Below are 24,079 nucleotides of genomic sequence, written 5' to 3' on the forward strand. Positions count from 1 at the left end.
TGAATCACTCCTTGAAGGGTGATTGGAAGATCCACTTCCGAGCCGTTGCTCGTCGCTCCCATTCGATTTGCTTCCCGATAAGTCCTATGGAGCCGCCAGTCAGGGCTTGATTACCCGGCGAGGTATCCGGGTTCCTTTTACTGGTTCTCAAGTTTAGAAGAAAGAGTTTCGTGGACTATCTGAGCAAGAGCGTATGGGGTGAACGGTTTTCGAATGAATTGCATGCCTCCTTTCAGAATTCCCTGAGGAGCGAGTTCGTTCGCAGTGTAACCGGACATAGACAGTGTTTTGATTCCAGGCTTCGGCATGGCAATCTTATCACCCAATTCTTTCCCGCTCATGATTCGCATGATCACATCAGTTAATAACAAATGAATCATTCCGCCGTTAGCTTCGGCATGCAGCAGTCCTTCGTCCGGTCCAAGGGCAGTCAGAATTTTATATCTCGATGAGCACACCTTCAATATTGCGCACTGGCACCCACTTCGATGACTTCGGAGTAACAAGTCGTTTTGCAGGCCTTCCCCACTTTGTTTGTACATGTAATGTTCCTGCAGGGGCTTGCAAATACACGCGCGTGAGAAGGAGCATCCCGATTTGCCGGGAAGTATCCGTGCGTTATGGTGTCATGAAGAATCACGCAGACCCGAAACGAGTTCATGCACAAAAATGGATCGCCGATTTTGAGGTCAGAGACCATTACCAGACGCTCGAAGCAACCAACCTCTTCCACAATCTGCCTTGCGCTCCGGAGGTCGACTTTAACCGGGAGACTCCTCCCGGCCGCAGGCAGTCTCAGGTTCGGGTACCGATAACGTGTCCATTTCCAAATGCAACTTCTACCTGCTTAAAAAGCAAAGTCACCTTTTAGATCACCGTTCAGATTTTTGCTATCTGCCCAGAATAAGTATGGTGAAGGAGCCAGGGACCATCGGCGGCCGCGGTCGTGGATTATCATTCGTCGGTTCAGGCGCTTTACCGAACTCAGCGGCCGAGAGATAAATCCGGTGTGTCTTTAAATCGATCGACATTGTGCGTGCGCTCATTTGTGTTTTCACGTTGTCGACAACCGTGAACTTGTCCGGTGCATCTTCATGTACCACTGTCAACGTTCCGTCGCGTCCGTTCGAGCTGAATGCATATTGAGTTTCCGGATCGAAGCCGGCGGCGTCCGGACCTTCTCCAATCGGCACGTCAGCGATCACTTTCCCTGTCCCAAAATCGGAGACGATCATCTTTTTGTTGCTTGCAACCGAGAACAGAAGATGATGTTGCCGATCAATGGCAAGACCGGAGGCCTCTTCGCCCGGAGCAATCGACCACGTCTTAAGGACTTTCAGCGTCTTCGCGTCAAATCCCGTGATTGTGCTCTTATCCTCTATATTAACGTATATATTTCCCGCACCATCGGCCTGGGCAAACTCCGGCTTTCCGTCGAGTGGCACTGTTCCCACGACAGAATCAGTCGCGGCATCGATGGCCGTGGCATCCGAGCTTCTTCCGTTGAACGTGAACACGCGTTTCGACACCTCGTCATAGATGATCGCGTCGGGATTGAGTGCGCCGATCTTGATCACCTTCAGTGTCTTGAAATCTTTCAGATCAAACACGGTGACGGCTGTGTCCCGCCCGTCGCTGATATATCCTTTTCCAAACTCGCGCGCCAACGCGATGCCATGGACCCCGTTCGTATTCGGAATGTCGGCTACAAGAGTTTTCTTCTCCATATCCATCACCTGGACATGAGTCCCGCGCGAGATGAAAAGCATCCCGCTCACGGGATCGGCGTTGAGATAATCCCATCCGCCTTCGCCGCCCAGCTTCACTTTGTCCAGAATTTTATATCCCGAATCCTGCGCACTTGCCGAGCAGACAATCAGTGCGAAGACGCCAAAGATAGAAAGCAATTTCCGCATGATAACACCTCATTAATAGTTCAATAAAGTTAAGTTGAAGAAGCTAAGTTTAACCCGACCGATATTCAATTCACCGGTTCTCAATGACCCGCTTCAACATATGCCGGCTGAAAAGTCACGGGATCTGGTCAGAAATTGAGAGACTGGAGATCAATGGGGTCACATCGCGCGGCGCAAAACGAACGCCCGATGAAATCCGACGCATGCCCTGGACAAAAGACTGAAACAGGATGCCGTTAGTCGTTGACGAGAACTCAATTACCGTCTCTGAGGAAAAACCTTGAGAATTTTAGTAGAGCACCAAAGTAACATCATTTTCAAAGTAGAGCCACGATGCCGTTCAATGGTTCACCTAATCTTCGTCCTCACCATCGTTCTTCGCGCTGGATTTCGAATGTGTGATTATCTTACCGGATGGATCAATTTCCATCCCCGCATGAGTCTTGCCCGTTTTAATTCTCAATTCGTACGTCACCACGGTTCCAGTGGTCTTTTTCTCTGCCCTTGTGATATTGCCATGGGGGTACGCTGTTTTAACTGCCTTCAATACCTGATCCGGAAGATCCTTTGCCGGAACACCTTCTTCTATCTCAGTGGCTGTCCCATCTGCCAGATACGAAACATCCAGGCTCATTTTGCCTTGCATGCTCTCGACCTCGTAGGAGGTCATCCCATTTTCAGTCTCGGTCGAGTAGCCTTTGACCACTGCTTTGGGATACGCTTTCGTGAATGCTGAGATAACAGCCGGTGGAACATCTTTCTTCGTGATCTTCTTTTCCTTTGCACCCGCGTCAACCACCAGTATAAATGAAACAAGAAGGGTAAAACCTTCGAGAGCCACGCGTCCGATGTTCTTCATGTTGCAACTCCTCTCAATTTTCTGGAACGATAATTACTACCTTAGAACGAACAACCTGCAATTTATCATCAAACCATGAAACCACAGTGAAAAACCGCACCCATCCATTTGATTGGTTACGATTGGCCTGCCCTGGGGCCAAGATTAAAATAAAAAAGTCCCGCCACGATTACTCATGTCGGGACTTAAGATATCGATCTTAATAAGAATTGGAGCTAGTTGGTCAGCAGTTCGCCACAGCGACTGGCGTATTTCTGACCAGACGACCGAATCATTTGGCCATCAGCATCTTTCTGGTGATAGTTACACCAGGTGCGTTAAGCCTGATAAGATAGACGCCGCTCGCAAATCTTGATCCGTCGAACGCAACTTCATGATAGCCCTGTGTCTCTTCGCCATCGACAAGAGTGCTCACTTTTTGTCCGATGAGATCGTAGACATTGATCGAGACATGCGAGTTCTTGGGCAGAGCATATCTTAACACCGTAGTCGGATTGAACGGATTTGGAAAATTCTGAGACAGAGAGAATTCTGTCGGGAGGTCGCCATTTGTTCCTTTGATTCCGGTGATCATCTCAGATAGTGGTCGTTTCCAAACGCCGCCTTGCCAGGTCCCTGCATAAAGAGTGGTGCTACTGAAGGCAAAATCTTGAACGTTAGTGTTTGTCAAGCCGGTACTGACTTGAGTCCAGCTGCCGCCATTGTCCGTGGTGAGATAGACACCGCTCTCAACGGTCCCTGCAAAGACGTTGGTACCACTGACGCCAAAACCCCAGATTGTAGTACTTGTCAAGGTCGTTTGTGTCCAGCTGCTCCCGTTGTCTGTGGATAAAAAGGCGCCGCCACCTTCAGTCCCGGCAAAGAGGTTTGTTCCGCTGACGGCAAGAGCACTAATACCGTAGTTTGTCAAACCCGTGTTGACTGCTGTCCAGCTTGCGCCGTTGTTGGTGGATAGGAAAACACCGCCACCCTGGGTCCCGGCAAAGAGGTTCGAGCCGCTGACGGCAAGAGCATAGGCATCTGTATTTGTCAAGCCGGTATTAACAGCGATCCAGCTTGAGCCATTGTTGGTGGAGATGAGAACTCCGACATTCGGAGTCGCAGCAAATAGGTTGGCGCCGCTCACAGCAAGAGCACAGACCGTGGTGTCCTTTAAGCCGGACTGGGTCCAGCTTGTTCCGTTGTTGGTCGAGAGAAATGCTCCGCCGCCGGTGGCGGCAAAGAGGTCGCTGCCGCTCACGGCAAAACCATTGACATATGGGCTTGTTATGCCAGTATTTGCAGTGGTCCAACTTGCGCCGTCGTCGGTGGAGAGAAAGACACCTGCGTCATTTGACGCTGCAAGGAGGCTGGTCCCATTCAGAACAAGAGCGGCAACTTCGGGATACAGGCCAATCTGTGTGAGCTGTGTCCAGCTGCTGCCATTGTTGGTAGAGAGGAAGACACCGCCACCGATAGTCCCTGCAAAGAGATTCGTGCCGGAAACAGCAATAGCTTGAACATCAGTGTTCGTCAAGCCTGCTGTGGCTGGAGTCCAACTTGCACCGTTGTTGGTGGAAAGATAGACACCGCCGCCCCAGGTACCGGCAAAGAGATTCGTGCCCGATACGATAAGGGCTTTGACATCAGCATTCGTCAATCCTGCGGTGACATTTGTCCACGTTGTGCCGCTGTTCGTGGAAAGAAAGGCGCCGCCGTAAGTCCCGGCAAGGAGATTCGTGCCCGATACCAAAAGAGTATACACCTCTTTATTCGCTAATCCTGTCGTATCGGCAGTCCAGCTTGTGCCGTTATTGGTGGAAATATAGACGCCGCCCCAAGTCCCGGCAAAGAGATTCGTGCCCGATACCGCAAGAGCGTGGACATTTTTGTTCGTCAATCCCGTTGTGTCTGGAGTCCACGTAGCGCCATTGTTGGTAGAGAGAAAGACCCCGGCGCCCCAGGTCCCGGCAAAGAGATTCGTGCCCGACAACGCAATTGCATCGACAATCTTATAAGACATCCCTGCAGTGTCTAAGGTCCAGCTTGTGCCGTTGTCGGTAGAAAGATAGACGCCGCCATCGGTCCCAGCAAAAAGGTTCGTGCCCGATACGGCAAGAGTATAGATATTTTTATACCTCAAACCCGCAGTGTCTGCAATCCAGGTTATGCCGTTGTCGGTAGAAAGATAGACGCCGCTGCCCCAAGTCCCCACAAAGAGATTTGTGCCGGAGACTGCAAAGGCTCCAATGTCGCCTCCATATGGACCGTTCGTTCGAACCCATTGAGCATGCAATTGATTCACACCCATGATTAGGCAGAATCCCGCCAACAGAAATCTTAAAAGGTTTCTCATTGTTTCTCCTTTCGTGAAGTGATTAAAGGCAATTGAAACTACCTATTACAAATTTGCATTACCTTCTCAACTACCTGAGGAGCAACTTGTCGATCGAATGCCGATTAATTCCTGAATGTTCTTTGGCAGCTACTGTGTGTAGGAATGCGAATACTTACAGTCGTATATAATTCCCTGACGGCAGAAGGTAACCCCCGTTTAGCCAATAGTCAAGCTGGGGTTACTCCTTGGGTGAATTTGCAGCTTCGTCGTATGCTGGACATCGACGTCAGGAAGACCACATAACTGTCTTGTTCGTCCGACTCGATCTGTTTGGGGCACAGCATGTCTGCATACTCCTTGAACCTTCCGCCTGACATTCAAGACTGACAGCGGTAAGTTCATAAGTTTCTGTCACGGCAACGGGGCTGAAAAATGACGCTGAATCCCGCGATGTTTATCCGTAGGAAGGTGAAAACAACTTAACGCCAGATTATCCCGCTCGCTATTGTCGCAAGCAGGTGCTAAAGAAAATTCGTGGGGATCAGAGCGAACCGCCTCCGAACCCACCACCGGGGAACCAGACCGCCTTTTCATTCGCTATCACGGTGCTGTATGAGTGCAGCATCCCGTAGTTGAGGCAATGCACTGCAAACCAATCGAGGTTCTCGATGCGGGAAAGTTCTTCCTTTATCTCATCAAGCATCAGGACGCTGTCCTTGCGTTCGGAATGAATCTTTCGTATTACAAAATTCTGATCTTCATCGGTCAGGAAGGAATAAAGCGGAACAAGCGAATGACGATCGACCATATCTATCAGGTCTTCGGGATAAATATCCTGACTCGACTCAGTTTCTACTACGACCGTGCTGAGCTGTCCGAACAAACCCCTATGCTCATCATTGCTGAAAGACTTGGGATAGGTCGTGATGACAGGAACACTGATCTTAAAGAGGACCTTTACCGACTCGATGCTTGTGATCTTGGCGGAATAAGTACAAATATAGCGCGTCATACACTTTTCTTTTGATACCGGTGTTATTTTTTCGACGAAGAAAGGATACTCGAAATCTATTCTCACCATAGTGGCATTAAGCTCCCTTATGTAGTCCCCTATATTTTGTTTCAACGCCTTCGTACCTATCGTTCCACGATGGCGGTGCAGGATCTGGATTACCCTATCTATCCAGCCGGCCTCGAACTCCTGCATAATCCTTGCGCTCACAGAAAGATTGGCGACTGTCGGCTGACCATCAGGAAACGATTTGGACAGCACTTTAATTGGAAGTGGAAGATCTCTTATGCCGACATCAGCGAGAAATCTCTTTTCTTCAGACATGTTCTTCACCTTTTCGATTAATGGTGTGAATCGTTTTTTCGGCCAGCACTTGCCAGCGGTCGTATTCGAAGCACAACACTCTGACTCTCGATTCCGGACTCGACAACACGGTCGGCCGTTCCTCCATTCCGTTGCCTCCACTGCACATCACGCCTAAGAACTCAAGCCTGTTACATAGTTCTCTGATGAACTTCATATACATCCCTATCTGCACACTGCTGAATATTATGGCATCGAGACCGCCGAGAACGGAGACGAAAGCGCCGACAGACTTCAAAACCTGGTAAGTGTACAGCTCGCGGGCAAAATCGTACGACTTTCCTTGATGTCCTCCAACCACATCTTCCATCCGCACACTTTTTCCGACAAGGGCTCTGAACCCGCTCTCCTCTGAGAGAAGATGGTTTGTTTCATGCAGGGAGAATCCCGATGACAATAGATAGAAGACTACCGTCGGGTCCATGTCTCCACAGCCGCCCTCTGATATTATTCCTTCGATTGGTGTAAACCCGATAGAAGTTTCGATTGCATTTCCATCGAGGATCGCCGCGACGTTCGTGGTTCCTCCGAGGATCACGCTTACTATCCTTTTCAGATCTGCGTCTGATTTCTTGTTTAATTGAGCCAACGACCATTCATGTTCCAAACCATAACCGCCGTATCGTCTAAGCTCCCTCTCCCTCAGCTCTGCCGGGACGGCATAGGTTGATGATTCAGCCGGCATTTTGCTGAACAAACCCGTTTCGCAGAGAACGACGTGGGGAACCGAAGGAAGGCTTTGTGAGGTATGCTTTGCGGCCTTAAATGTCAACTCGTTGTACTCAGGCAATATTCCAATAGATGCTTCCAGATCTGCAAGAACCCGGCTTGCCACAATCTCTCCTGAGTTTGTCATCCTTTTCCAGCCATTATAAAGCACGTAGCCTACGGCCTCGATCTCATACTTGTCTTTCAGGTCACTCAAGACAGAAGACATGGACGTGTCATCCGGGTCGCAGGAGCCTTGGTCCAAGACGCCTGCATTACAGTATGCCCACCGCAGCTTCGGAGGAGCTGGATCAAACAGCAATACGGTTTTCATTTTTCAACAGCTTCTCCCCCTCCTCGTAGATAACCGCTTCCTCATCGTTGGGAACAACCCAGACCCCCACTGAAGAGCTTCCAGAGTTGATCGAGGTAATCTCGTCGCCGGATGCCCCGACATTCAGGTATTCATCAATGTCGATCCCACACCACTCCATTTCTCTGCAAACCATCTGCCGCACGTACCAGTTATGCAGCCCGATGTCATCTGTAAAGACAAGGAGATCGATTCCGCCGAGCTCCGCGATAAAGCTACCGATGAATTTTTTTATCCTGTGCACATACATTTTTATTGCAAGATCTGTTTCTTCGTTTCCGTTCTGATTGTAACGATTGATAATATCCCTTATGTCGCTGGAGAAGCCGGATATCCCAAGCAGACCGCTCTCCTTGTTAAACAGGTCCATGAGGAGTTCCGGCCTATAACCATACGTGATCATGAGATAGGTAGCCATCATCGGATCGATGTCTCCGCATCGTGTGCTCATCACCAGGCCGGGCAACGGAGAAAATCCCATTGACGTATCCAGAGAATGTCCTCTCCGAATGGCCGCGACACTCGATCCTCCGGTTCCCAAATGGCAAGCAACTATTCTCGAATTTTCCAGAGAGCTTTCCAGGTAATCTTGCAAGCTTTTTAACACATAAGAATAGGAGAGTCCGTGAAAACCGTACTTCTTGAATCCAAACCTTCTGACAATGGTCTTCGGCAATGGATAAGTACTGGCGTAGGATGGAATGGTCTTATGGAATGCGGTGTCGAACACCACATAATGCTTCACCTGGGGCAAAATCCTGCGCGATACGAGGATCACATCAAGCGCGACTTTGTTGTGAAGTGGCGCCAGCGCCACGCACTGTTCAAGAAGTCGAAGTGTCCTCTCGTCAACAAGTGTTGTCTCTGAAAATGATCTTCCGCCATGGACGAAGCGGTGGCCGATGTAATCGACATCAACATCGTGATCCTTCAAGAAATCCAACACGAGGCTTGCGGCGGCAGCGTGCGAGTCTAACGGAACAACCTTCTTTATCTCTTCACCACCGAAATCGAATGTCAGATAAGATGGTTCTGTACCCTTGACATGCACCCTGTGTGCCTTGCCTGCCAGGAGTACTTCCCGTTTTCCTGGAGATCTTACTTTGAAAAGCTTGTAAGTAAGGGAGGAGCTACCGCAATTGAAAACTAGTATATTCAAATCCCAAATGCACCTTTTCAATATCGAGCCTGGATAGAAGAAAATCAATGCGGCATGAGGCATACTTCGTCATCCGGCCGTTGCTTCTGCTACTCATATCTTGCATCCAACTGTCGCGGGGCCTTTCCGTTTTTCGTGCTCCGATGTGAATTTACCGATACAACTTTTTTGCCAAGATAAAGTTGCGTCGAACATGGGGGTAAAATCATGAGCTTCTTGGCGCAGTGATGAGACTCGGCCGAAGTGATAAGCATGCTTCTGATTTCGAATTTGTACCATGATAGGCTTCTTCAAGCGAGAGCGTTGTCTCTGCCTCAAAATCTTCTCCTTTGATTGCGTAAGTCTTCCTTCTTCGTCTCTGGCCGCGCTCTTGCCCAAAAAGGAATTCAAAGAGATCGGCTGTGCCTTCATCCGCAAACATCGCATCGAAATCTTCACGGCTCATCCGATGTGTTTTGGCGCCTTGATCACTCGCATATCTCGACCAGTCGAATCCTCCTGGTTGTGCTCCAGCTTCCTGATAGTGCTTCCAATCTTCGCCGAATTGATCGTACTTCTTCCGCTTTTCCGGATCGCTAAGGACTTCATTTGCTTCGTTCACTTCTTTGAACTTCTCCTCGGCGACTTTATCTCCCTTGGTTCTGTCCGGATGGTACTTAAGAGCAAGCTTTCGGTATACGCTCTTGATTTCCTCTGGTGTTGCATTTTTTGTGACACCTAACACTTTGTAATAGTCTTTGTAATTCATCTGCCTCTAACCTATGATCTATTTTTCATCAATACAGTTAAAGAGAACAGACAGGACTGACCTACCCTCCAATCATATATATCAATGTAAAGCAAGTGACCAGGGGTAATTCAAGAAGCGATCCCTATACAATCTGGATCATTCTTTGAGGCAAGAGAATGATAGCCGGCCTCTGATCAGCTTTGCTCCCCGATCGGAACGATGACCCGAGCTGCCAAGGAAGCCAATGCGTCTATTAACTAACCATAAGGTCCGGGAATGGTCTCGATCACTGTCGAGACCTGGAAGATTCAGTCATGTTGTTGAACAATAAGTAGAATACTCGTGGTTCTTTATCAGAATGGTTCACAACCTTCCGTTGCAATCACGAAAGATGGTTAATGTCTCCTATCTCGCCTGGTGCGATTGTTACTCCAGGTTGAGGATCTCCGTCTCGAGAATTCTTATGGGTCTGCATTCCACGCGCGGAGTGTGTTAGACTTGCCCTTCAGTCAAAGGGGAACACGTTGATTTTTGTATTTCCAGGAAGGGTATTTGAAGATTGGCCTCGTGCCGTAAAACAACACTCGCTTTCCTTGAGCTATAGATACCCCGCTTCCATCTGCAATTACCAGCCTTCCTTGAGCTTGAAACACGCCATTGATGCGAATGCTGTCTCCCGATTTGAATACGAGTTGAAACACGGGCATTGTGTCAGCGCTTACAATCTCAAGTGCGGTACCGCTGTAATTCCCATCCCAAAGATTGGGCAAATTATAAACCACATTTCGCCTGATACGGATTGGTGGCAAGTCAGATCCCGAAAAAATATCCGCATCGAGGTACAGTTTTCCCCTGTCCACGTAGATTGCAAACGGAAATTCTGAGCGGGATGTTGAGAGCGAATCATGTGTTGCCTGCTCCAATTGCTTCTTCGTGTAAGTAAACGAGACCCCTTCTCCGCCGCCGAAAATCACGGTAAGTTCGTCCGAATTGAACGGGTATCCCGAAGAGAAATGAGAGAGTTGCGTCATGTTCTGTTTAGGGAGAAGTGGTCCGAATACTTGAGGCCGAGTCAAATAGACCAAAATTATCATGACGCCGATGACCGGAACGATAAAATACTTGTATTGGTAAATAATTCTATTGAGAATTTCAAAATGCGTCCCGACGGCAATCGATAAGATTGCGAAAAAGAATAATACGACGCCGAATGTTCCCTGAATCAACTCACCCGCAAGAAGAAGTACGATCCCGCTTGCTCCGACCAAAACACCGGGCAGATTGCGTGGCTTTCTATGGGCAACATAGACATCACTGTGGTACTTTTTGGATCTAAGGATTTTTCTAAAATCGTGAGGATGATACTCGAGAGGTTGGCGGTTTCTGTATTGGACCGGTTTCATCGACTAAAAGTAATCATTGAGCTTACAGTTCCCTATCAAATCAAGGATGATACACTCCGGAGAAACGATAGTCATTCTTCATTCGTACCAGGAGAGGACGCTGAATGTTCCTGTGACTGGATAATAAGGAGGTCCGACACTCGAAAATCTCGGATCGAATCTATAATCCGGATCGTACCCGTACGTACCTGTTGGGTCAGAGGTCACGCCGAGATAACTGTTCGAAATGGATCCGTAAACATGGACTGAACCTAAATTCGTGTAGGATGTTCTCGCATCGTAGTAGCACTGGAAAGTTCCGTTCTGGGCATAAATTGCCGCTTCAATTAGCGGATTTACAGGAGGATACGAAGGGCTGATGCCCAGGTATGCGTTGTTGCTTTCCACAAGAACGTTGTTCTGTGCCACGATGCCAATTAAGTCTGAACTGCCGGGATTCGTCCTTGGATCAGAACTGCACGACACATTTCCGCTTATATATATGTTGCCAAAGCCGGTGAAGGAGCTTCCTCCGGCGGCGACAGTCATCTGGCCGTTCACGGTGCCCTGAACATGGAGGTTACCATTATTGACGAAGATGACTCCATTTGGAGCGAATGAGGATAATGAAATTGTCGTGTCGACCGGATGCATGTTTGTATGAAAAGTCACCGTCGCGTTCGAGTTGAGTGTCATGTACACATCGAACGGTGCCGGGCTGCTTGGGTTGTTGATCACTTTTCCTCCGGCAGTGGCAGCAGCCTGAACATTCGAAACTCCCGAAGCAGGCATCGAAATACTCACACCGGATAGATACGGACCGTAGATGATAGGTGTTCCTCCGCCGGTAATATCGTTCTTGCTCGTGACTTTTCCGTAAAAGACCGGCGTCCCTTCAACATTGAACGTCCCTTCGCTATGGAAGCTTCCCCAGATTGTGTCGCCCGAGTCCCATGAAAGATTGTTCATTGTCCCCGTGTACAAACCAAATGTCGAGAAATAGTTCGGTCCGAACTCTACTTTGACAGTATCTGTGACGCTGCCGTTAGTGCCAGCCGGGGGATATGTACCCGTGGCAGTCAAAAGCAGGTGATACGACCCCACGGAATCGACACGGACGTTGTACGTTCCTCCCGACACGCTGCCGGAAAGTTGAAAGCTCTTACTGCTAGGTTGATTCAAGAACACACGGCTCCCGCCAAGGTTGGCTGCCGAGATCGCTATCGAATGCGCGGTAGTCTCATCATAATATTGGAGGAAATTGTCGACGGAATTCGACGAGACCCGACTCCAATACTTGCCAGTCAACGCAAACAGAATGGTGTACCCGAGAATTACCAGTAATGTTCCTCTTCCGACCATAGTATATTCTTATCGCTCCAGATTTCTTGAGACCATTCTTGTTTGTCTCCATGTTGCAAAATTGCTGCTGTAATCGGCGTTGAACGCAGCGATCGGTTCCACACGGATGTTTAAAACTATGAACTGCACCTGGTTCGGTGCGCCGAATGGAGTCGTGATCTGATTCCCGAATGCCCCATAATACTGTATCTGGAATTCAGTCATTCCGAGATTTGAAGGCATAGGGGGACCGCTGTTAATCTGTCTATACAGCAATCTCGCTCTGGGATTTGGACATCCGGGAATGGCCGTATTAACCAGCCAGTATTTTACAGTATCGACGTTGCCCAAATTCGAGACGTCAGATAGAAACCAGATCGTACTCGTGTCTCCTTTCTGAATAAAGGTGCTGACCGCAGAGCTGGGAAGTTTCACAGCATTCTTGCAGTACCCGATTTTTCGGAAGTCGTACTGAAGGTATTCGACCAGCTCCACCAAATTCTGCTGCACGGTCAGCCCTGCCTGTGAGTCAAAGGTGGTCTGTATGGACTTCTGGTTTAATTGAAGTGCAGTGAGAAGCAACATTCCGCTGACCAGAAATGAACCCGCGAGATCGATGAGTGTCGTTGTTCCCATCAGGCAATTTCAGAAAGGCCAATAACTGAATACGGACTGCATCTTGACTGTATCAGGGCTCGAAGAGTTCCAGACCCAGATATCCAGTCTCTTGTTCCATGTCTGGGTGTTGGCATTACCCATTAGATTATTTTGGTTGACATAGCAGACTCTCGTGTAGACGTAGTAAACGCCGGTCGCGAGAGAATCAATCTCAAGTCGTCCTTGGTTGTTGAGACCGTTAAAATCATCAAAGTCATCCAGGTCTGTTGAGTCGCCATCTTCTTGTCCCAATGAGTTTGCAGGAGTAAGTTGACTCAATGCAGTGACCGAGCTCGTATCAGTGACTTCGTCAAAGGGTAATCCCTGGGCTTCTTCCATGATTGAAGACGCAAGAGAAATCTCCTCGATTCCTATGTTCGAATGAAGAAGTATCGCGCTTGTGTTGTTGATGTTTCTATTGACGGTAAGAATCACGCCTCCGAGTATTGCGATAGCACCGATTGTGACCAACATCTGACCGGTCCCCATGAGGCTCCCTTAATTAAAGTCTCTCAAATGTACAGCCACCAATAATCCACGACGCTGAAAATATTGCCGTCAACATCATCAAACCATATTCATCTTGCATGGTAAGATCAGTTAACGCTCACTACCAATCAAGAGCAATGACACAATAGCTTTTCGAAGGGTATATAAAAAAACCCTCTCTCTTTCGATTCGCCTTAATGGATTCACCCAAACACCTTGCGTTCCCCTGGTGAGCTAACACAAACAGATCTTATGAGGTTGGCGATGCCGCGTCCACGGGACACCAACTTCCCGAGATCATTGCTTAAAAAACTGGTTCCTATTGATATGGCGTTTGCCAGTCGCGGTCAAAGTTACGACACGGTGGGAGAAAACCGCATTAGCACTTGTATAGGGGTTAAGAATGGCAATTGAAAAATTCCCCGTTGAAGCTATCGTGGTGTACCCGCTCGCGGTAAATTGCACTATCCTTACTTCGCACGAATATGCATTAATACCGACAGGTATGGTCCATTCATACGTGCCCGCTCCGATGGAGGTGGAAGCTATGTAGTTCCAAGAGTACCCAGCGTCTGTTGAATACTGCAAAGTCACAGTGCTCGTGGAGTCTTTTTTGACTTTCCACGATATCTCTTGGTTGGCTCCTGCTGTCAGGAATGAATTGTTATTCGGTGAAGTCATCTGTGCTTGAGCCACTTGATCGTGTGAAGCTGCAAGAGCAAACACCGCCAAGAAAGCTGCGATCGCCACAAACCTTCTATTCATGACTCTTCCTCACAAGAATTTCTTCTTGGACGCCCTTCGTTTTTTGGATTATGATTGGACGCTGTTCAGGTCTGTGGTAACTGCTGAAGTCTCTCAGGCTCTCCGCAAATTCGTATCAGCCTCAATTGCACTCTCACCTTCAAACCGAAATAAGATAACTGCCTTCGATGGTAAAAAAAAGTGCGCCGTATCACGCTTTCCACTTTTTTCAGATTCAATGTCTAACCACTAAGTCGAATATCGTCCCTCGAACCTGATACTGAAATTCACTCGCTGAGACCACCCTGTACTAGACAATTTCATCAATTTTCCCAAAAAAGTGAGCGAGAATTTGCCGGCCGTAAGTCAAAGGCGCTGGCCTTGAAGGAGTCTAAGTGCAATGCCTGTGTGAGGTTATGGGAATTGGAATCGAAGTCGGATGGGAATCTTGGAACTCAATCCAACAAACGATTTAAATACGTTTGAGAGGTGGGAAGGTATCAAGAAGAATTAGTCGAATTCGTTCGAGAAAAGCCTGGCTTTGGGGACCATATTGCTCCTCGTGACTTGCCCCGGATTCATGTACCAATGTGAACTTAGTATTCCGGTTGGGCATTGGCAGCTCGAAGATCGATCTCGCGCGTCCTCGCCTTCAACAGAGTGAATGGAAGAGCCAGAGAGCCATGACAAGTCCTCAAGATGTTAACCCGGAAGTTCGCACATCGGGTAGGCTTTGCTCCCGGTCGGAACGATGACTCGAACTTATTGAGTTTCAAGATCACGGTAGCTATCCGCAAAATGGCACGAGGAATGGTTTTCCTGAGCATAGGTCACAACCAATCCGGACTTCAGGCTGCCTCAAATCCCTCCCTATGAAAACCCGGTCCCGGCAGTTAAGAATTAAAAGTCCTGCCGGATAATGTCGGGACTTCTACTGAGACAGTTAAGTTGTCATCCCCTATTTCATCAACACAAGCTTCTTTATCGACTCAAATCTCTTTCCATCATTGCCGACGGCATCGATTCTGTAGAAGTAAACTCCGCTCGCATACGAGCCGAGGTTTATGTTCTGGTTGTATCTTCCGGCATTCAACGTTCCAAAATTATCTCCGAGAACTCTCTGTCCGAGGACATTGTAAATATCCAGAGTCACCGTTGATTGTTGCTTCAGGTCGAACCGTATCGTCGTACTCGGATTGAATGGATTAGGGTAGTTTTGATAGAGAGCGTACGTCTTCGGTACATCGACAGTCACCGTGAGAGTCGTCAGATCTTTTGTCATGCCGCTTGTGGAGACGCTTTGGATCTTGTATTGATAAGTGGAACCTGAAACTACGCGATTGTCCGTGAAGTTGTAAGTCCTCCCTGTGCTGCTCGTCCCGAGTCCCTTTAAGCTGTTGTTGCTCGCATAACTTGCGATAAGCTTGAATGCCGATGTCCCTGGGTCCTCACGCATGATGTTGAACCCGGCATTATCCACTTCGGATTGTGTCTTCCATTTCAGTGTAATGGAGCCGACATCAGCAGTAGCCAGAAAGTCCGTCGCCTGAACCGGAAGGGAATGGTCAGGCGGCGGCAACAGATAAGGATAGCCGTTATTAGTTACGCCATTTATTCCCCACGTGCTGACGAAGTCCCATCCGGAATTTGTGAAAGTTGATTCTGTTTTCATCTCGTCCGTGCTGTCGCCCGTGCCGGCGGGGCTGCTTAAATGACCGGATGTCTGTATATCCCAGAAACAACTGTTTACCGAAGAAGCGGAATTGAAGCCCAACAGTCCTCCGACATTTGTGCTGCCACTGACACTGCCGGTGCTGTAGCAGTTGGTGACCGAAGAATTGTAATTGTAGCCAACCAATCCGCCTACATACCAACTCCCGCTGACGCTTCCGGTGCTGTAGCAGTCGCTAATCGGACAATTGGAGTAATTGTAGCCGATTAATCCCCCCGCCTCATACTGGCTTCCGCTGACGCTTCCAGTGCTGTAGCAATTGCTTACGGCACAACTTGAATAATTGTAGCCCACCAATCCTCCGGCATCCTCGAGGCTGACGGTGACGCTTCCACTGCTGTGGCAGTTGCTTATCGTTGATCTGTTAATGTTGTAACCGACTAATCCGCCCACTCCGATATTTCCGACGACATTTCCTACAGCGTAGGAATTGGTGATAGAAGAACCAAATTGACTAATCCCAACAAGTCCTCCCACATCGCTGTTCGAAGCATCATTGACGCTATCCGTACTGTAGCTATTGCTGACTATGGATGAATCATCAAAGCCCACGAGTCCTCCGACGTACCCGCCGGATGCTCCGATAACATTTCCCGACGTGGAGCAGCTGTCAATCGATGATTGAACACTGTACCCGACGAGCCCGCCTACCTCGCTTCCTCCTGCCACATGTTCATTGATGAGCGCGAGATTCTTCACCCTGCCATTAACGAGATCCCCGAACATTCCTACTTCACTCGCACCGCCGCTGGAGATAAACAAGCCGGTTATGGTGTGTCCCTTTCCGTTGTACGTCCCGGTGAAATACGTTCCGCCATTGCCTATCGGTGAAAAGCCTGCTCCCGAGTTCCAGTATATTGTAGACGACGCGTCAATGTTCGCCGTCTGCACAAAGCACGTATCCCATGCACTGGAATTCTGCGTGATCCAGTACAAGTTCTGAAGTGAGTCGATTTGAAACGGGTCGTTAGACGTTCCGCTGCCGGAAGGCTGGACGGCGATAAAGGAAGTGGTCGTGAAGTTCAATTCGTTTCCTTGAGCGGGGCCGTATGAATTCGATGCGATCACACGGTAATAGTAGGTCTGGCTTGACGCAAGGGGGGAAATACTTGCGGACACTGACGCACCTCCCCATCCGTTCACAGGACTTTGTGAAGCTGTAACCGTATCCGGATAATTCCCGGAGACGGTTCCGTAAATGAATTTGACGGTCGTCGTACCTTTATGCGAGCTCACCGCTCCATTCAACGTGGCGGATCCCCAGCTAACGCTTGTGCTCGTATCCGTCGTGGCTGCCGGCGCAGCCGGCACATACTGAGACTGCCAGAGCAATCCCGGATATCCATTATTGATGTTCGAGTCGGCTGCCCACACATTTGTAAAATCCCAGCCGCCGTTCGTGAAGGTTGATTGTGTTTTCATAGCTGAAGTGTTCTCGCCCGTGCCGTTGCCATTGCTCGGCTGGCCGGAAGTCTGTGTGTCCCAGAATGAGTTTGATATAGCTCCATCAAGGCTGAGCCCCGCGAGTCCGCCGACGTCCGAACTGCCGACAACGCTTCCTCTGCTGTAGCACTTAATAATCCCGGCTAGATAATTGTCCCCGACCAGTCCGCCCACATAGCTCCCGGTAGCGACGACAGAATCTGAACTGTAGCTATTACTTGCCGATGAAGCGCCGTCATCGCTAACATTATAGCCCACCAGCCCGCCGACATAGTTTCTTCCTACCACGCTGCCGGTGCTGTAGCACTCACTGATTGTCCCATCGAATCCGTTTTGCCCGGTGATTCCTCCGGCATAGTCCGCGCCGCTATCAATGCATGTGCAGTAGCAATTGCTTATCGAACCGAAGTTCGAGTTCGACCCGACGAACCCGCCTGAGTAGTTGCCGGTGCAAACGACATTTCCAGAGCTGTGGCTATTTGTAATCTTCGCGCTTTGAAGATTCTGTCCTACCAATCCTCCTGCCTGACTGCTTCCGTCTACGGACCCAGTGCTGTAACTGCTGTCGATGAACGAGGTCACATTGGAGTTTACCCCAAGGTTCTCTCCCACGAGTCCGCCGATATCGTTCGCGCCGCTCACATTTCCCGTGCTATAACACTTTTCTATTTGACCATAATACTCATTTGCGCCGACAAGCCCGCCGGCATAATCACTGTTCCCCCTGACATTCCCGGTGGCATAACAATTCCTTATGGAAGAGCTGGTGCCGTAGTCACCACCGAACCCGCTGCCGCTGCTGTAATTATCACCAACGAGTCCACCGACATCATTGCCGCTGGCGTTCACAGAAGCAGTGCTGTGGGAATTACTTAGCACGCCGCCTCCGGTTCCTCCGACGAGTCCGCCGACATTACCGCCGTTTCCGTGAATGATTCCGGTAGTGTAGCAATCATCAATCGTCGATAGGCTAGTATAACCTATAAGTCCGCCGATATGATCAGCGCCGGTTATATTGACATTGATAAGTCCGAGATTCTTTATCTCTGCGTTGGATATGCTTCCAAACAGCCCCAAAATTCCGGTACTGCCCTGGGAAATGAACAGACCTGTTGTCGTGTGTCCTCCTCCATCGTAATGCCCGGTAAAGGAATAACCACTTCCAGGATAAGCGATTGGAGTAAACCCAGCTCCTGAATTCCAGCTAGTATCAGAAGATGCATCTATGTCCGCGGTCTGCAGGAAATACGAACCCCAGGAACTCGAGTTTTGGACTATCCAAACGAGATTGGCAAGCGAATCTATCTGGTAAGGATCGCTCGACGACGTGCCGCTACCGGATGGGTGCACTGCTGTCTGTGCTCGTGCCGTCGGCAAAAATGTATTTGCGGCACAAATCAGGACAAACAACGAAGCAGCTGCAAATGTGTTAGTACACCTTTCCATCCATCCTCCCTCATTTATTGTTCGCTAATCATGTAAGTGCATTCATACTAAATGCAATGCGGACACGATTGTCATTCGCTGTAACGGTTTCCGTTGAGATGATCATGACATTCCGTCCTTCTGATTCCTGGTTGACTACAAGTTTGGTTACAGAACGAAGCAGCAACCTCTCCCTCGTCAAGACATACAACCATATTCAACAGGAGATAAAGTGAGGATTGAACGCACGCCCAACTGTGAACAGTAAGACTAATCTATATTAAAATCGCGGCGGTTTCTCAAAGTATTCCTATTACGTACATTAACATTATATGGTGAGGCGGGTTCCCGAATGACGCTATCAGCACAAATCCAATACTACCTTCGGGTGCGAACTTGATCGTAGAGAAGGGTCCATATCATCAAAAAGCAATAAGAAACCAGTGGTCTGCAGGGGAATGTGCCGTCAACTGATCTTCTCTTAGAGCTACTCTTCAAAGAATAGAGGGAAGATCATTTGTGATCTGAAGCCACAATCGGGGTGATCGGAGCTGAGTACGAAGATAAAATCGGGTCGATTTTTGGGGGCAAGTCGGTATGCAAAGTGGCTCTGGATCTTTTTGATTTGGGATTTCTTGAGCTATCTAGCCACCAACAGGAGCTATTCACGAGCCCGTTGTTTCTTTAGAATGTCCCCCATAACTTCTGTAGAGGCGCGAAACATTAGGGCACATGGGAATAGTGGCACGCGGAGAAATTCTTAAATGAGCCATAAACAAACGTCTGCTTGCACAAGGCATTCTGTCCACTCGAATGTTATGCGGATACATGCCAGGATAATTCGCGATAATTATAGTTGGACAGCCAATACCAGACGACATCAATGCAGCGTGGGAACTGTCTCATAGGAGGAAAACATGAAAAAGATACTTGCTATTCTCTTGTTATCAAGTGTTTGTGTGCAAGCTCAGTGGAGACCGCTTTCTACAGGTTACAATTTAAGTCTATATTCAGTTCAGTTTTTTGACACATTGAGTGGAATAATTACAGGAGATGATGGGTTATTGCTACGAACAACGGATGGTGGACAGAACTGGAATGCGAATCTTGATTACTATAACTACTATCCCGCCTTATTCTCAATTAGTCTATATAATAATTCTTCAGGCTGGATTTCCGGAAGATATGGGACTCTACTGCAAACAACAGATAAAGGACAAACCTGGACTCCAAAAGATGGCTTTTCTTCATCCGTGGGTGGTTATTGGCTATCACATGTTGCTTTCTTAAACGATACGGTGGGTTGGATGTGTGGTGGAACGGATGCTTTGTTCAGAACAAAATTTGGGGATGGCTATTGGACGAAGGAATACGTTAGCCGTGCACCCTATGCGCTTGGCCATTTGTACACGAAAGACTTTGCTTCAGGTTACCTTACAGGAGACGCTGGCATCGCGGTGAAGACCACAGATCATGGCTATAGCTGGACAACTTTGAACACGGGCGTAAGCGCTACGCTAGAGAATGTAACCTTCGTAAATGATCTGACGGGTTGGATCGTAGGAGACTCCACTACGATTTTGAAAACAACCGATGGCGGCACTTCCTGGTCCAGGTATGATACGGAATTACAATATCATTTCAATTGGGTCACGTTTGTTGATGATTCCGTCGGTTGGATTGTCGGAAGTAATGGCGCGATCATGAAAACAACAAATGCAGGCGCAACATGGGATAAAGTTCCAAGTGGGACTTTGGTCAATTTAAGATCAATTTTCTTCAAGGATAAAAATCATGGCTATATTGTAGGCGACAGCGGAAAGGTTTTGTTGTATGACACAACGTTTACGACATCCGTTGGCTCAGAACGACATGCCGTCCAACCAATCTCTTTTGAGGTCTCTCAGAATTACCCAAATCCATTTAATCCGACAACAACAATAAGTTTTTCGATACCACGAGACGAATTCGTTGAATTGAAAGTATTTGACGTTTTGGGCAAAGAGGTGGGAACATTGACAAATCAAAAATACAATGCCGGGGCACATTCAATCCAATTTAACGCATCAAATCTGGCGAGTGGGACATATCTTTATCGTCTTACAGCAGGAGAAAATGTTGCTACTCGTAAGATCGTATTGATAAAATGATATCGGGTGTCTAACCTCAATAATCAATAAGTCAACACGGCAATCGTATTTTGACAATGTGAATTTGCAAAAGGATAGCTCTTCGGGATAAAGATATTCCGTACGGCTGCCTCTAAGGCTCCGACCGCTGTCATCTGTTTCATACCACACCCGAAACATTCCAGCATAGGTGTGTATACGACTGCCCTCCCCCGATTGATGTCCCAGTGTGAAGTCAGTAGTCCCCTCAAGGATAGACAGTGCAAAGGTAAAGGAGTGGTTATGACAAGCGTCAGGAGCCACGTTAGCCAACAGTCTCGACTAATGTGCTTGGCTCCCCGATGGGAACGATGAGCCGACCAGAGTGCTTAACCATGATCGGTCCCGTCCACAATACATTCGGGCAGGAGGAATATTGTATGCAGACGAAACGTTTGTCTTTCCGTGCTTCCCAAGATCACGCACCTAGAATCGGTACGAATGTTCCATCTTATTTCGCGTATCGAGAGAACATGAGAGACATCGATTCAATCAAAACTTCACAGTAACATCTTGCTTATCAGCGTCCGCTGCCTTGAACAATTCTGCGGGCATGTAATTGAGCATTCTCGCGATGAACAGGTACGGCAACTGTGCTATACGAATATTGAACGTATTCACGGAATCATTATAGAATTCCCGTCTGTCGGCAATTTGACTTTCTATCTCAGTAATCCTGCCCTGAAATTGGATGAACATCTGATCGGCTTTCAACTCGGGATAATTTTCAGATACAGCAAAAAGTGATTTCAGCGTTGATGTCATCATATTGTCGGCTTGCGCTTTTTCCGGTATTGTTTTCGCCTGAGCGTACGCCGCCCGTGCCTGAGTGACTTGTATTTGTACATCCTTTTCAAAGTTCATATATCCCTTTACGGACTCCAATAACTTTGTCAGTTCATCGTGGCGTTGTTTCAGGAGGACATCGATATTGCTCCAGGCTTTCCCGATGTTATTCTTCAGCAGAACAAGACCATTATAGATCGACACAAGATAGCCGGCGAACACGATGACGACGAGAAGAAGAATTACAATGATTAAGATTCCCATATGGATATCCTCATAATAGGTTTATTAGATAAAGTATTCCCAAAAATCCCGTAACGAAAATCACTATGCCATACGAAAGCCCGGCGAGCATTTCCCATTTCTCTTGATAGATCGCATACTTTTCTCGGCTGTCCGAGATAACGAATCGTGCGGTTTCCGTCCCTCCCTGGATCAGAAGTTGTTCTGTTGGTCCGTCCTTTCTGATCCCCGCCGATCCGAGAATGAACACCGGATCATTCGGCGCCAAGAACTGTTCGACATAACGTCTGTCGCCGGGTCTGGGAGAAAAATTCTCTGACACGGCATCGTCGGCATCTTTCGAAGAGCCATCCTGATTCAACATTCCGAGCTCTCTATCTGAAATCTCAACTTCAGCACCTTCCGGGTCAACCATAATCTGTCCGGTTTCGTCTTTAACCCAAAAAGGAATCTTGAATGTTGGTCCAGGTACCGTCTTCCATCCGCCCGAGTTGTCAGAGTCTGAATCGTCATCCGCGGAATATATTTCCAATTCACTCCGGCAGTACACGCACGGCGACTTAGAATACGGAGTCGTGAGAACATTTTGCGAAAGAATCGTACCGCTTATTTCCACCGGTCCAATAGCCACCGATCGAATCTTTGAGCGCGGAATGTTGCGCATAAACTCCAGCTCATTCATCTTTGCAAAACCAAATTGAAAAAGGATAGAACCAATGACAACAAGAAAATACGGTGCAATTGAAAATGTAATGGAGGTGATGAACCACAAAACGAAATGATTTGAGGCAAGCATCAATAGAAGGATAATGAGCAAGAGAACGAGACCGAAGACAAAACTGCCACCCGAATTCACAACGTCGGAAAACTTGTCTTCTAAGCCGCTGTATGCAAAGAATCGTTTGTAGAGGTACCACGATAGCAATAGGCAGATAACGAACACTGAGATGTACAGTATAGATGAATCCATTTGGCGGAGTCCTATATGTACCTATTATTTCTTACTAATTCGATGATTGGAATATATATAAAAGTGATATGCCCCCTGCTGTGCACAAATGATAAGTTAGTATTCCGGCGGGGCATTGGCAACTCGAAGATCGATCTCGCGGGCCCTCGGCCTTCAATTGAATTAAGGGAATCGTCAGCGAGCCATGACAAGACCTGAAGATGTTTACTTGTAGGATCGCACTTCACTTTGATCTTGCTCCGCGATCGGAACGATGACTCGATCTTGTTGACGTTCAAAATCGAGGTTGTAATACAAAAATTGGCAGGAGGAAGGATTTTTCTAAACACGGCGCCGCCCTAAGCCTGATGAGGGCTTCCGTATTTCTTGCCCTTATTTGTCCGTAGTGCTCTGAATGGCAACAACCACCCATTTGCCACGGGATTGCTACAATCGATCAGGCTCTGGACATCCGGTGGTGATGATTATGGCGGTGGACCAGGTACCTATCGGGTATACTCAGAGATAACATGCCACCGATCAAGAGAGCCAACGTGATCATCTCGCGTCTCCATTTCCCACGGGTGTAATTTCGGCTCCAATACCCTGACACGGCCACTACACCGAATAAAAGCCATACGGAAGAGAGTGTCAACCAAAGTACATGGTAATTGCTCATTCACAACCCCCTCTTGATTTGATTTTACCCGTAAAGCATACGTTAACTTAGACTCAAAATAATGTAACTGCTGACCGCTCTATTGTCAAGATTTCGGACCTTTTCCTTACTAAGACCAGGTATACGGATTTGATTTCAGTCTGGTCTGATGGATTGTTGTTGCAGTGGTCGCCTGCACTGAAATACTTAATGCGGGGTTAACTGATGTCATGCGGAGCATTACACCAAAGGGAGGGGATCAAGAAAAGTGTTATACTCCATCACAGATGCAAGTTCAAACCCGTTCGCTTTGCAAAACATGATTTCTTTAGATGACTTTGGAGAGATGAGCCAACCCAGCAATCAGCTTGGACAAAGTTTATGATTGACAGATGAATTCTGACAAACTTGCCCCCATGTTTTGTACTAATGTGAAGTTAGTAATCCGGTCGGGTACTGGCAGTTCGAAGTTCGCGCGCGCGGCTTTGGCTTTCAACTGAGCGACGGGAAATAGTCTTCCCGACAAGAGCAAGGAAGTGACTACTCACACCAACATGACAAGAATTGAAGATTTTAACCGGGAAGTTCGCACATCGGGTGGGCTTTGCTCCCCGATCGGAACGAT

Annotated in this window: 17 protein-coding genes; 1 reads left to right on the forward strand and 16 read right to left on the reverse strand. The window is 48.1% G+C overall.

The genetic code is table 11. From position 1 onward, the window contains the following. Positions 1 to 137: 137 nt before the first annotated feature. The 14 genes from VIS48_10530 to VIS48_10595 all read right to left on the reverse strand — a co-directional run bounded on the left by VIS48_10530 (position 138) and on the right by VIS48_10595 (position 18,671). Positions 138 to 542, reverse strand: coding sequence for a response regulator (locus VIS48_10530; GenBank protein ID HEY9166585.1), 405 nt, complete (start codon positions 540 to 542; stop codon positions 138 to 140). A 348-nt stretch (positions 543 to 890) separates the two neighbouring features. Next, positions 891 to 1,916 (reverse strand): YncE family protein, encoded by a 1,026-nt coding sequence (locus tag VIS48_10535; protein ID HEY9166586.1) that lies wholly within the window; start codon positions 1,914 to 1,916, stop codon positions 891 to 893. Between the two features lie 352 nt (positions 1,917 to 2,268). Continuing rightward, positions 2,269 to 2,775 carry a PepSY-like domain-containing protein gene (locus tag VIS48_10540; GenBank protein HEY9166587.1) on the reverse strand — a complete coding sequence of 169 codons (507 nt, stop codon included), beginning with the start codon at positions 2,773 to 2,775 and terminating at the stop codon, positions 2,269 to 2,271. 271 nt (positions 2,776 to 3,046) lie between these two features. Continuing rightward, the gene (locus tag VIS48_10545) at positions 3,047 to 5,110 is read right to left on the reverse strand and encodes a T9SS type A sorting domain-containing protein (protein HEY9166588.1); all 2,064 of its coding nucleotides are present in this window, start codon (positions 5,108 to 5,110) and stop codon (positions 3,047 to 3,049) included. A 523-nt stretch (positions 5,111 to 5,633) separates the two neighbouring features. Then, positions 5,634 to 6,428, reverse strand: a complete 795-nt coding sequence (locus tag VIS48_10550) for a GTP cyclohydrolase, FolE2/MptA family (GenBank protein ID HEY9166589.1) — start codon at positions 6,426 to 6,428, stop codon at positions 5,634 to 5,636. Continuing rightward, a complete protein-coding gene (locus tag VIS48_10555) occupies positions 6,421 to 7,404 on the reverse strand; it encodes a hypothetical protein (GenBank protein HEY9166590.1) in 984 nt (327 codons plus the stop codon). The genes VIS48_10550 and VIS48_10555 overlap by 8 nt, the downstream gene beginning before the upstream one ends. A gap of 82 nt (positions 7,405 to 7,486) precedes the next feature. Next, positions 7,487 to 8,728: an acetate/propionate family kinase gene (locus VIS48_10560; protein ID HEY9166591.1), complete on the reverse strand. Its 1,242-nt coding sequence runs from the start codon at positions 8,726 to 8,728 to the stop codon at positions 7,487 to 7,489. A gap of 184 nt (positions 8,729 to 8,912) precedes the next feature. Further along, positions 8,913 to 9,455, reverse strand: coding sequence for a DnaJ domain-containing protein (locus VIS48_10565; GenBank protein ID HEY9166592.1), 543 nt, complete (start codon positions 9,453 to 9,455; stop codon positions 8,913 to 8,915). Positions 9,456 to 9,946: 491 nt separating this feature from the next. Then, positions 9,947 to 10,840 carry a hypothetical protein gene (locus VIS48_10570; GenBank protein HEY9166593.1) on the reverse strand — a complete coding sequence of 298 codons (894 nt, stop codon included), beginning with the start codon at positions 10,838 to 10,840 and terminating at the stop codon, positions 9,947 to 9,949. 78 nt (positions 10,841 to 10,918) lie between these two features. Continuing rightward, on the reverse strand, positions 10,919 to 12,181 hold the full coding sequence (locus tag VIS48_10575; protein ID HEY9166594.1) for a hypothetical protein: 1,263 nt from the start codon (positions 12,179 to 12,181) through the stop codon (positions 10,919 to 10,921). A 9-nt stretch (positions 12,182 to 12,190) separates the two neighbouring features. Beyond that, positions 12,191 to 12,796: a hypothetical protein gene (locus tag VIS48_10580; protein ID HEY9166595.1), complete on the reverse strand. Its 606-nt coding sequence runs from the start codon at positions 12,794 to 12,796 to the stop codon at positions 12,191 to 12,193. Between the two features lie 9 nt (positions 12,797 to 12,805). Next, positions 12,806 to 13,291, reverse strand: a complete 486-nt coding sequence (locus tag VIS48_10585) for a hypothetical protein (GenBank protein HEY9166596.1) — start codon at positions 13,289 to 13,291, stop codon at positions 12,806 to 12,808. A gap of 312 nt (positions 13,292 to 13,603) precedes the next feature. Continuing rightward, complete coding sequence (locus VIS48_10590) at positions 13,604 to 14,071, reverse strand: hypothetical protein (protein HEY9166597.1); 468 nt, start codon at positions 14,069 to 14,071, stop codon at positions 13,604 to 13,606. A 937-nt stretch (positions 14,072 to 15,008) separates the two neighbouring features. Next, on the reverse strand, positions 15,009 to 18,671 hold the full coding sequence (locus tag VIS48_10595) for a GLUG motif-containing protein (GenBank protein HEY9166598.1): 3,663 nt from the start codon (positions 18,669 to 18,671) through the stop codon (positions 15,009 to 15,011). A gap of 896 nt (positions 18,672 to 19,567) precedes the next feature. Between VIS48_10595 and VIS48_10600 the strand changes: the two genes are divergently transcribed. Then, complete coding sequence (locus VIS48_10600; protein ID HEY9166599.1) at positions 19,568 to 20,800, forward strand: YCF48-related protein; 1,233 nt, start codon at positions 19,568 to 19,570, stop codon at positions 20,798 to 20,800. Between the two features lie 510 nt (positions 20,801 to 21,310). On the opposite strand, the gene VIS48_10605 is transcribed toward VIS48_10600, so the two are convergent. Both VIS48_10605 and VIS48_10610 read right to left on the reverse strand, forming a co-directional pair. Continuing rightward, entirely contained in the window at positions 21,311 to 21,868 is a 558-nt protein-coding gene (locus tag VIS48_10605; GenBank protein ID HEY9166600.1) for a LemA family protein, read from the reverse strand. A gap of 10 nt (positions 21,869 to 21,878) precedes the next feature. Beyond that, on the reverse strand, positions 21,879 to 22,817 hold the full coding sequence (locus VIS48_10610) for a GIDE domain-containing protein (protein HEY9166601.1): 939 nt from the start codon (positions 22,815 to 22,817) through the stop codon (positions 21,879 to 21,881). Positions 22,818 to 24,079: the final 1,262 nt, after the last annotated feature.

It is taken from the genome of Candidatus Kryptoniota bacterium (genome assembly GCA_036567965.1).
Lineage (GTDB): Bacteria > Bacteroidota > Ignavibacteria > Kryptoniales > JAKASW01 > JAKASW01.

Coding starts and splice junctions, on each gene's coding strand:
- VIS48_10605 (HEY9166600.1), bottom strand. CDS start 21,868: ATGGGAATCTTAATCATTGTAATTCTTCTTCTCGTCGTCATCGTGTTC.
- VIS48_10565 (HEY9166592.1), bottom strand. CDS start 9,455: ATGAATTACAAAGACTATTACAAAGTGTTAGGTGTCACAAAAAATGCA.
- VIS48_10600 (HEY9166599.1), top strand. CDS start 19,568: ATGAAAAAGATACTTGCTATTCTCTTGTTATCAAGTGTTTGTGTGCAA.
- VIS48_10595 (HEY9166598.1), bottom strand. CDS start 18,671: ATGGAAAGGTGTACTAACACATTTGCAGCTGCTTCGTTGTTTGTCCTG.
- VIS48_10570 (HEY9166593.1), bottom strand. CDS start 10,840: ATGAAACCGGTCCAATACAGAAACCGCCAACCTCTCGAGTATCATCCT.
- VIS48_10550 (HEY9166589.1), bottom strand. CDS start 6,428: ATGTCTGAAGAAAAGAGATTTCTCGCTGATGTCGGCATAAGAGATCTT.
- VIS48_10610 (HEY9166601.1), bottom strand. CDS start 22,817: ATGGATTCATCTATACTGTACATCTCAGTGTTCGTTATCTGCCTATTG.
- VIS48_10530 (HEY9166585.1), bottom strand. CDS start 542: ATGTACAAACAAAGTGGGGAAGGCCTGCAAAACGACTTGTTACTCCGA.
- VIS48_10575 (HEY9166594.1), bottom strand. CDS start 12,181: ATGGTCGGAAGAGGAACATTACTGGTAATTCTCGGGTACACCATTCTG.
- VIS48_10580 (HEY9166595.1), bottom strand. CDS start 12,796: ATGGGAACAACGACACTCATCGATCTCGCGGGTTCATTTCTGGTCAGC.
- VIS48_10535 (HEY9166586.1), bottom strand. CDS start 1,916: ATGCGGAAATTGCTTTCTATCTTTGGCGTCTTCGCACTGATTGTCTGC.
- VIS48_10540 (HEY9166587.1), bottom strand. CDS start 2,775: ATGAAGAACATCGGACGCGTGGCTCTCGAAGGTTTTACCCTTCTTGTT.
- VIS48_10590 (HEY9166597.1), bottom strand. CDS start 14,071: ATGAATAGAAGGTTTGTGGCGATCGCAGCTTTCTTGGCGGTGTTTGCT.
- VIS48_10555 (HEY9166590.1), bottom strand. CDS start 7,404: ATGTCTTCTGTCTTGAGTGACCTGAAAGACAAGTATGAGATCGAGGCC.
- VIS48_10545 (HEY9166588.1), bottom strand. CDS start 5,110: ATGAGAAACCTTTTAAGATTTCTGTTGGCGGGATTCTGCCTAATCATG.
- VIS48_10585 (HEY9166596.1), bottom strand. CDS start 13,291: ATGTTGGTCACAATCGGTGCTATCGCAATACTCGGAGGCGTGATTCTT.